This window comes from Paenibacillus zanthoxyli JH29, assembly GCF_000520715.1.
Classification (GTDB): Bacteria; Bacillota; Bacilli; order Paenibacillales; family Paenibacillaceae; genus Paenibacillus_AQ; species Paenibacillus_AQ zanthoxyli.
This window is the reverse complement of the sequence record NZ_ASSD01000390.1, coordinates 1-8,839: the sequence shown is the minus strand read 5'-3', so window position 1 is coordinate 8,839 and position 8,839 is coordinate 1. Positions and strand designations below refer to the sequence as shown.

Sequence of the window (8,839 nt, the reverse complement as noted above, 5' to 3'; positions counted from 1 at the left end):
TACGCAGCCGCCGGTGTAACCGGCGATCATGAGTGCGTGACCGCCGAGGATGTGATCGAGCGCGTACGTCTGGGCATGTACGCGAAGATGCGCCGCGGCTCCGCCTGGCATGATGTCGCCAAGACGATTACGGCGCATACCGAGCATGGCCTCGACCCGAGGCGGATGATGCTCGTCACCGACGACCGCAGCTCGGAATCGCTGCGGGACGAAGGCCATATGGACTTCGTGGTCCGGCATGCCATTGCTCAGGGGGTGAAGCCGGTGACCGCCTTCCAGATGGCGACGATCAATACCGCCGAGCGCTTTGGCGTTGCCCGCGATATCGGCTCCATTACTCCTGGCAATATCGCCGACATCATTCTGCTGGACGGCAATCTCGCCGACGTCAACGTCGTCATGACGATTGCTGCCGGGACCGTAGTAGCCGAGAATGGAGTCATGACGGTATCCCTGCCTTCATTTGCCTATCCACAGGAAGTGCTGGCTTCCGTTCATCTGCCGAAGCGACCGACGGCTGGGGATTTTGTCATTAAGGCGCCGGTGGAGTCCGGTAACGTGAGCACCCGGGTGATCAAGGTGCTGGAAAACCATGTGGAGACAATGGAACGCATTCTGTCCCTCCCCGTATCGGAAGGAAATCTTCAGGTAGAGGGCGGCTTATGCAAAATCGCCGTCTTGGAGCGCCACAAAGGAACGGGCAATATGGCGGTCGGCGTGGTGGAGGGAGTCGGCTTCCATGAACCTGCGGCCATTGCCATGACCGTAGCGCATGACAGTCACAATGTACTTGTGATCGGCAGCGACGACGAACTTATGGCTAAGGCGGTAAATGCGGTCGCCGATGCGCAGGGCGGAGTTGCGGTCATCACAGGGTCCGGCATAACCTTGTTCCCGCTCGCCATTGCCGGACTGATGTCCGCCGAGCCGTTTGAAGTCGCCGCCGCCCAGTCTGCTGCAATCAGCAAGGCGCTTTACGATGCGGGCTGCACCCTTAATTATGCCTTTATGACGCTATCGCTGCTCGCACTTGCGGTTATTCCGACCCTTCGCCTTTCCGACAAAGGTCTGGTGCGGATTACGCCGGAGGATGGCATTCAGCTGGTGCCGCTGTTCATCGAGGAGAGCGTTAACGCGCCTGTATAAAGCCTGACTGGCCGGGCGGCTTATCCTGACACGCCACTGTCAGGCCATTTGACGGGCAGGCCGCTTGATACCATGCGCATAGTGAGATTCTTTCGTGCATCGGCCAGAGCTCCCACCATTTACAATGTAAATCCGCTGTCCGGAATGGAACAGCGGATTTTTGCTGCCGATTATAGTAAAATGCTTTCTTTTAAATGGATTATCATTATAAAATTAATAATATTTAACATTTTTATTTTGAAAATTTGAATTTTAAATGAAATTTGAGCGTTTAGGGGCTAAAAACATTAACCAAATTGAATGATGATGAAACATTTTTTCAGAAAAGATGCTAATATAATATTAATTAAGGGCAATCCATAGACGATATAACAATAAATGAATCATTCCTGATGTGATAGATCTACTGTTCTAAGCTTAATGCAAAGCCCAAATTACATTTTTAGGATGGGGGAACAAGAGATGATTAGATTGGAAACGAATGAGATTGTGAGTATCGCCAAGAAGCAAATCGCCAGTATCTTTAAGATGGAGCCGCTTGAGCTGAGATTTGTCAATGATTTTCAAGGTGAGAAGAGTCTCTTAAATGATGACAAGCTGCATCTGACCAACCGTCACTATTGGGCAAAAGTAATGGACTGTGTGTTTGAAGATCAGGTTAGGCCGATTCTGATGTGTGAAGTGCTGTATTTTCTCCGTAATGAGTATCTGGAAAGCGACATCGACCTGGAGTTCTCGTTTGATTTTTCTGAAGGATCTATAGTTGAAGCCTGTGCCGTGGCAGAGGTTAACTTTAACGATAAGACGGACCTCGGAAAGAACGAAATCGCCGAGCTGATCGATTTTGCGCTGGCGCTGCAGGACAGACAATGGTTCGAAGAGCTTACCGAGAAGTATAAAGAGCTGAGCGCCTAAGCGTCGTGCGTCGTTTAGACATTTGCCGGTTATTACCGTCCGATACGGACCGCCTCTATCAATCCATAACGCCGCTTGTGGATTGATAGAGGCGGTCTTTTTGCGCCAATATTACAAAACATAAGCTTCGAACGAAGAGTCTGACGTTTCGAAGCTATTTTGTCTTTGTTTCCGAAGCTTGAAGGGATTGAAGCGGTCAGTGTCAAAGTTATTGTGGGAAGAAGGTTTAAGATAAGTAGGAGGCTCATCATGAAGCAAATCAACCAACTGGCACCGCAGGATGAATTCATCGGCTTTTATCTGATTAGGGAATTGACGGTCAAGCAAACGAATGGTAATCCGCCGAAGGATTATTTCGATATCGTGCTCAGTGATTCCAGCGGTCAGCTGTCCGCGAAGTATTGGGATGTGTCGGCTGCGGACAAAGAGACTTTTTTTTCGATGGGTCTTGTCAAAGTTCAAGGTCTCGCCCATTTATACCGGGAAAAGCTGCAAATCAAGATTAGCAAAATGCGTTTGGCTACGGAAAAGGATGGTGTGTCTTTAACGGATTTTATCCGCTCCGCGCCGATCCGTCCGGTCGATTTAATCTATACGATCAAGCAGGCGATGGGCTCCATAAGCGACCCGGAGATCCGGACCCTTGTTGCGTATTGTGTGGGCAAGGTGGAGGAGAAGCTGATGCATTATCCGGCGGCCAAGACCCATCATCACGCCTATTTCGCCGGGCTTGCCTATCATATGGCACGAATGCTGGAGATTGGCGACTTTTTGTGCAAGCAGCGGCCGTTTCTGAATCCCGATCTGCTAAAAGCGGGCATCATCCTGCACGATATCGCCAAGCCGGAGGAAATGATCGCCGAGCTTGGCATTGTATCGGATTACAGTGTCCAAGGGAAGCTGCTCGGGCATATCGCAATGGCTTCGGGCTGGATAACGGAAGCGGCCATACGCTCCAATATTGATCTTGCGTCCCCGAAGGTACTCGGGCTTCAGCATCTGGTGCTGTCGCATCACAACCTTGGGGAATGGGGCAGTCCGGTGCAGCCCCAGACGGCGGAAGCGGTGGCGCTCCACCATATCGACGCCATGGACGCCAAGCTTCAGATGGTTGAGGACGCGCTGGATACGACGCCGGAGAGTGAAGATTGGACGCCGTTTATCCGCGGATTGGAGAATAAAGCGGTATATCGGATGAAGCTGTAAATCCAGGGCGGCAAAAAAAGCCGGGCGAACGCCTGTTATCGGCGAAGACCGGCCAAAGATGGGGGAGGCATATCCTGAAAAGGAGTAAGTCTCCCCATCTTTATTCTTTACCGGGCGTTTCTCGGGTGGCTGCCGTTTCGGTCGAATTCGGAAGAAGAGCTTCGGCAGCTTCAGCTGAGACGGCAGCGGACTTGTTCCCGCTCGCTTGTTGTGCCTTGCTGCGAGATGGCTTGCGCGCGGGGATCGAGAAGGGAGTGTAGCCGCCGGTATGCAGCGTGCCAATCCGGCAGCCGAGATCTTCCGCCAGCGCCAGCAGGCCGGAATGCCCGGCTCGTTCCACGAGCTTTACGAGGATCAGTGCCGCGGTGCGGGCGTCCTCAAGCGCGTCGTGATGCCGCAGCGAGATGCCGAAATATTCGGCCAGTATGTTCAGCCGGTAAGAGCCGAGATCGGCCAGCATTTTTTTGGACAGCAAGTAGGTGCACCAATATTGAAAGGATGGATAGGGCAGGGAGCACTGATCGAGTCCGTAACGGAGTACGCTCATATCGAAGGAAGCGTTATGCGCCACGATATTTTTTCCGTAAATAAGCGGTTCAATGACCGGCCACAGCTCGCGGAAGGTCGGCTGCCCGGCGACCATTTCGGGCGTTATCCCGTGGATGGCGATATTTCTGCGGTCGAAGCGCTGCTTCGGATTAATCAGCCATGCCTGCTCGGACACGATGATTCCGCCCTTCACTTCAACCAGTCCCAGCGCGCAGGCGCTGGCCCGGCCGGCATTCGCCGTCTCAAAATCGATTGCCACAAAATCCATCATACGGGTTCCTGTCTTTCCTTGGTAATAGATTGATAGTCTTCCATCTATTAAGTATAACAGAGGTCGTGTATGAAAAAGAGTGTATTTACTTTTGCTCTTCCGGAATATCGACGACTTCCTCGTTCATGGTGACATCTTTGGTGCCGAGCTCCGTCACAGTTCCATCCGGGCCGATAAATCCGTAAGAGGCTGCGCCGATATGGGGCATGACATGAAAGTAGACGAGCCGGCTGTTCAGTACGGGCCGGACGCCGCTCTCCTCGGACGCCTTGGTTTCCTTGAAAAACAGGACGCTGTCCGTCTTTGCGCCGTCAGCCAGTCTTGCTGTCCAGATCAACTGGCTTCGTTCTTTCACCACTTCATAATAAGAGACGACGTCGCCGCCTTCGATTAAGAACCGCTTATATTCGCCTTCCGGAAAATAGTAGGTAAAGCTCTGGCCCAGCTTACCGATATTCCCGGAATCTGCTGCACAACGTTCAAGGGTACCATAGTCGTTCCATTCGACAGATAGGCGGGTGCTCCCTGACCGGCCGTATTGTTATTTACGATCACTTCAATTTCGCCAGCGGCGAAGGATGTCCCGCCCGAAACTATGGTCAGAGCAAGAATTGAAGCACAGCCCAGACTTGCCAACATCTTCATTAGATACATTCCTCCCTGAAAAAGAATTCTCTCAATCTTAGACGCAAAAGCGTCTAGTAAGTTACAGAATCTTACAATAAAAATGGGCCTCTCCCTGCTCAGCAAGGAAAGCACCCATTTTGTTCAGCAAATTCGATATAATCTTACTGCCCGCTGCTCTTCGTCTGCTCGCGCAGACGTTCCAGCTCGGCCGCGGCTTGTTCCTTCACACGGGCGTCTGCGGGGCTGCCTTCTGTGTCGGCAGCCGGAGACACATACCGGCCCGGCACAGTCTGACTCGCTTCCCATTCCTGGATTTTTTCTTCCATTCGCTCGAATCCCCTGGCGGCAGAATGCGTATTCAGGCCGGAGAAGGCGGCGCGGGAAGGAGGTGGGGTGACGTTATCTGGAACCTTGCGGAGACGCTCGGCACGTTCAGCGAGCTCGGCCCTTTTGGCTTTCAGCCGGATCCGCTCTTCCTTGGCTGCGGCAATCTCGTATCCGAGTCCGGCCAGCACCTGCCGTGTCTCTTCCAGACCGGCGGCGCATTCCTTCTCGCTCTCCGTATAGGAGAGCTTGGCCAGAACGGCCTGCTGCGCTTTAGCTTCGTCGCCGCTTTCCAGCGCCTTTAAGGCATCGCCTTCGCTAAGTTCCGCGAGCATGCGGTATTCCTTCTGCCGGCGTTCCAGCAATCTGCCAGCCGCCTGTAATTCGCGGCTGCGCTGCTCCGCCTCGGCGATCTTATCGTCCAGGTCGCGCAAATATTGTCCGGTCATCATGACCGGGTCCTCCAGCCGGTTCAGGCCCTCATGCAAGGCCGCCTTCGTTAAAGTCGCAATTCTCTGCAATATGCTCATTGATCTCTCTCCCTTTTCTTTTTAGTAATAATGATGTCCATCCATGAAGCCCCCGGTCCGGTCGCTTGGAACGATGAGGCTGGCGATCAGATAAAACAGAATAAACGTGCCGACGCTGCATAAAGCGACGATTACGGCGACCAGCCGGATAAGAGTGGAGTCGATGCCCAGCCACTCAGCCAACCCTCCGCACAGGCCGCTGATTTTCTTGTCTCTTTCGGAACGGTAAAGTTTTTTCATTTGTCATTTCTCCCTTTCGTCATATCCGTTATCTATGGCTTTATTTTAGTATTTTCGGGTGCGCCGCAAAACGGGCTGGAGACGGTTTTGTAATCTCGACCTAAGGCGGGGAAGGCTTCAGTAATTGGACGGGGGGAGGGAGGAGAGTGTTCAAGTATTCAGTATATTTATTTAGCCATAAGCAATTGGTATTTTAAAAGTCATGTATAATGCTGTATAGTATAGAATCACAATATGATATTTATCATAGTATGTGCAGATTCGGGAGGAGCTTATGATCAATGACCTGCTTCAACGTCCGCTCACAGATTTGAGAATTTCCGTCACGGATCGTTGTAATTTTCGCTGCGTATATTGTATGCCGAAGGAAATTTTCGGCCCGGATTATCCCTTTCTTCCCAAAGCGGAATTGCTCAATTTTGAAGAAATAACGAGGCTTGCGCAAATATTTGCGGCTCTAGGTGTGACCAAGATACGTCTCACTGGCGGCGAACCGCTGCTCAGGACCGATCTTCCGCTGTTATTAGACAAGCTTGCTTCCATAGAGGGTATTAAGGACATCGCTCTGACAACAAACGGCGTGTTGCTCCCTAAATATGCCGCGAGCTTGCAGGCTGCGGGACTGAGGCGCGTATCGGTAAGCCTTGACTCGTTATCGGACGAGCGATTCGGTCGTATTAACGGCAGAGGGGTCGGAGTCGAGCCGGTGCTTAAGGGAATTGAAGCGGCTTCACGGGCCGGGTTGAAAGTGAAGATCAACATGGTTGTTCAGAAAGGCGCCAATGATCAGGATATTGTTCCAATGGCGAAGTATTTCAAAGACGCTGGACATACGATTCGCTTCATTGAATATATGGACGTAGGAAACACCAACGGATGGAATCTTAACAAAGTCGTAACCAAACAGGAGATCATTGACAGGATTGACCGTCATGTGATGCCGCTTGAGGCTGTTCCCGGCCAATACTTCGGAGAAGTGGCTTCCCGTTACCGGTATAAAGGAACGGAGCAGGAAGTCGGTATTATTTCGGCGGTTTCGGATGCTTTTTGCGGAACATGCACAAGAGCAAGGATTTCAGCGAACGGCTCCTTGTATACGTGTCTCTTTGCCACGGAAGGAACCGACCTCCGGGAACTTTTGCGGTCCGATCTGTCGGATGAAGAACTGGCGGCCAGGATCGCATCCGTCTGGATTAACAGGGACAATCAGTACAGCGCGAAGCGAGGGCGGGATACGCGTGAAGCAAGCGGCAAACAGAAGATTGAAATGTCCTATATCGGAGGATAGATGCTCATAAATCCCGGGCTTTTACGAGAAAACCAGAATCTGCTATCATATAGTCAGGATGTTTTCAATTATCGTCTTATACTCGCGCAGAAGCCGACCCCGCTCTTATGAATAAGGGCGGGTGAAGCTGTTCTTATCGCCTGGAGGGAAGACTCTGATGGACTTAGCTGATAAGCTTATTAAAGAAACGACGACCATGGCTGTATACAGACGGTTGTATGATCTGGTGCTGAGCGGGAGATTTCCGCCGGGTGAATGGATCAGGGAACGCGAGCTGAAGGAGATGCTCGGCGTAAGCAGTACGCCGATTCGTGAAGCGATGCGCATGCTGGTACAGGAGCGCATTCTGGAATCTGTTCCCCATCACGGTGTTCGAGTCAAGGAGCTGTCGCTGAAAGAGCTGAAGGATTTGTATGAGCTTCGCGCCGAACTGGAGGGAATGGCGGCCCGGCTTGCCGCCGAGCGGGGGAACAGCTCGCATTTCAAGCAGATGGAGAATCTCTTAAATCTGGAGCAGGCTCATCGCGAGAGTACCGGCCACGCCGTAGATGCCATTGAATTAAATAATCGGTTTCATGATCTTGTTGTCGAGGCCGGCGGAAATCTGGCGCTGAAGAACACCCTGCATCATCTGCGAGCAGGAATTAACTGGATACAGGTGATGGCATGGAACCGGAATAAAGAACGCCATGCGCTTACCGACGACCAGCACCGCGGGATTTGGGAGGCGCTGGTTAATAGGGACCCCCAGCTAGCCCATGCCAGAATGCACGAGCATGTATGGGATACGATCAGCTTAATGCTAAATTCCCGGCAAGAAGAAGCAAGCGAGCAAGCGGGAGAATCGGATCAAGCCGATTGAACAAAGTTAGACATGTACCAAGACCAGAAGTTTAGACTTATGGTCCTTGTGTACATGTTTTTTTGTTATGGACATTCATATTGTTTATCTGGAGATAAGTAATTGATATTTAACATTATATATAATATATTTTAAAATTTAAATAAGTATACGATGACAATTCATTGTTGCGAAAAAGAAGGTATACCGAGACGAATCGGGTCCCTAACCAACGAGGAGGAATGACATGGGTACTACCATAATCAAACCGGTGGCTAAAAAGAAACTGTTGTTCGTTGCAGGACTTGGCTGGCTCTTTGATGCAATGGATGTGGGCATTATCGCATTCATTGGTGCGGCTCTAATGAAAGATTGGAATTTGTTGCCCCAGCAAGTAGGATGGATCGGGAGCGTCAATTCTCTAGGAATGATGGTCGGTGCTCTGTTAGCAGGAATATTTGCCGATCGTGTTGGACGTAAGCCGATATTATTGGCTACTGTGCTATTGTTTTCTCTTGCGAGTGGCTTCTCCGCGTTAACAACTACATTCGCGGCATTTCTTACTCTCCGTTTTTTTATCGGCTTGGGACTGGGAGGAGAGCTTCCCGTATCAAGCACGTTAGTATCCGAAAGTATTCCTGAGAAGCATTCCGGTCGAACGATCGTTTTGTTAGATACCTTTTGGGTTGCCGGATGGATTCTGGCGGCGGTTATATCCTATTTTGTAATACCTAAATTTGGGTGGCAATCGGCTTTGCTGATTTGCGCGTTACCAGCCCTCTATACCGTATATTTAAGGCGGGAAATTCCGGATTCACCATCGTTTCGGCAACCAAGGAAAAAGAAGCCTTCCATTAAAGAAAATATGAAAGCCATCTGGTCGAGTAAATATGCCAAATCCA

Annotated in this window: 11 protein-coding genes; 6 read left to right on the top strand and 5 right to left on the bottom strand. The window is 51.0% G+C overall.

Annotated features, from left to right (window positions below):
- The 3 genes from L691_RS0114540 to L691_RS0114525 all read left to right on the top strand — a co-directional run.
- Positions 1-1,146, top strand: a 1,146-nt coding sequence (locus tag L691_RS0114540; RefSeq protein WP_025691218.1) for an adenine deaminase C-terminal domain-containing protein, incomplete at its 5' end; no start/stop codon positions are given.
- A 462-nt stretch (positions 1,147-1,608) separates the two neighbouring features.
- A complete protein-coding gene (locus L691_RS0114530) occupies positions 1,609-2,061 on the top strand; it encodes an IDEAL domain-containing protein (RefSeq protein ID WP_025691217.1) in 453 nt (150 codons plus the stop codon).
- Between the two features lie 249 nt (positions 2,062-2,310).
- Positions 2,311-3,267, top strand: coding sequence for a 3'-5' exoribonuclease YhaM family protein (locus L691_RS0114525; RefSeq protein WP_025691216.1), 957 nt, complete (start codon positions 2,311-2,313; stop codon positions 3,265-3,267).
- A gap of 100 nt (positions 3,268-3,367) precedes the next feature.
- Here L691_RS0114525 and L691_RS0114520 read toward each other — a convergent pair whose 3' ends face one another.
- The 5 genes from L691_RS0114520 to L691_RS0114500 form a co-directional block, all read right to left on the bottom strand.
- Positions 3,368-4,087, bottom strand: a complete 720-nt coding sequence (locus tag L691_RS0114520) for a 3'-5' exonuclease (RefSeq protein WP_232229190.1) — start codon at positions 4,085-4,087, stop codon at positions 3,368-3,370.
- An 85-nt stretch (positions 4,088-4,172) separates the two neighbouring features.
- Positions 4,173-4,442, bottom strand: a complete 270-nt coding sequence (locus L691_RS0114515; protein ID WP_156934241.1) for a hypothetical protein — start codon at positions 4,440-4,442, stop codon at positions 4,173-4,175.
- A gap of 35 nt (positions 4,443-4,477) precedes the next feature.
- Entirely contained in the window at positions 4,478-4,732 is a 255-nt protein-coding gene (locus tag L691_RS0114510; protein WP_025691213.1) for a stalk domain-containing protein, read from the bottom strand.
- Positions 4,733-4,875: 143 nt separating this feature from the next.
- Complete coding sequence (locus L691_RS0114505) at positions 4,876-5,568, bottom strand: PspA/IM30 family protein (protein WP_025691212.1); 693 nt, start codon at positions 5,566-5,568, stop codon at positions 4,876-4,878.
- Between the two features lie 21 nt (positions 5,569-5,589).
- Positions 5,590-5,808, bottom strand: a complete 219-nt coding sequence (locus L691_RS0114500; RefSeq protein WP_025691211.1) for a PspC domain-containing protein — start codon at positions 5,806-5,808, stop codon at positions 5,590-5,592.
- 274 nt (positions 5,809-6,082) lie between these two features.
- Here L691_RS0114500 and moaA point away from each other — a divergent pair, with 274 nt between their 5' ends.
- The 3 genes from moaA to L691_RS0114485 all read left to right on the top strand — a co-directional run.
- Complete coding sequence (gene moaA, locus L691_RS0114495) at positions 6,083-7,096, top strand: GTP 3',8-cyclase MoaA (RefSeq protein ID WP_036737111.1); 1,014 nt, start codon at positions 6,083-6,085, stop codon at positions 7,094-7,096.
- A 157-nt stretch (positions 7,097-7,253) separates the two neighbouring features.
- On the top strand, positions 7,254-7,958 hold the full coding sequence (locus L691_RS0114490; RefSeq protein WP_025691209.1) for a GntR family transcriptional regulator: 705 nt from the start codon (positions 7,254-7,256) through the stop codon (positions 7,956-7,958).
- A gap of 226 nt (positions 7,959-8,184) precedes the next feature.
- Positions 8,185-8,839, top strand: a 655-nt coding sequence (locus tag L691_RS0114485) for an MFS transporter (protein WP_025691208.1), incomplete at its 3' end; no start/stop codon positions are given.

What these genes read in the sequence shown, in the direction of transcription:
- L691_RS0114530 (WP_025691217.1), top strand. Translation starts at nt 1,609, where the DNA reads ATGATTAGATTGGAAACGAATGAGATTGTGAGTATCGCCAAGAAGCAA.
- L691_RS0114525 (WP_025691216.1), top strand. Translation starts at nt 2,311, where the DNA reads ATGAAGCAAATCAACCAACTGGCACCGCAGGATGAATTCATCGGCTTT.
- L691_RS0114520 (WP_232229190.1), bottom strand. Translation starts at nt 4,087, where the DNA reads ATGATGGATTTTGTGGCAATCGATTTTGAGACGGCGAATGCCGGCCGG.
- L691_RS0114510 (WP_025691213.1), bottom strand. Translation starts at nt 4,732, where the DNA reads ATGAAGATGTTGGCAAGTCTGGGCTGTGCTTCAATTCTTGCTCTGACC.
- L691_RS0114505 (WP_025691212.1), bottom strand. Translation starts at nt 5,568, where the DNA reads ATGAGCATATTGCAGAGAATTGCGACTTTAACGAAGGCGGCCTTGCAT.
- L691_RS0114500 (WP_025691211.1), bottom strand. Translation starts at nt 5,808, where the DNA reads ATGAAAAAACTTTACCGTTCCGAAAGAGACAAGAAAATCAGCGGCCTG.
- moaA (WP_036737111.1), top strand. Translation starts at nt 6,083, where the DNA reads ATGATCAATGACCTGCTTCAACGTCCGCTCACAGATTTGAGAATTTCC.
- L691_RS0114490 (WP_025691209.1), top strand. Translation starts at nt 7,254, where the DNA reads ATGGACTTAGCTGATAAGCTTATTAAAGAAACGACGACCATGGCTGTA.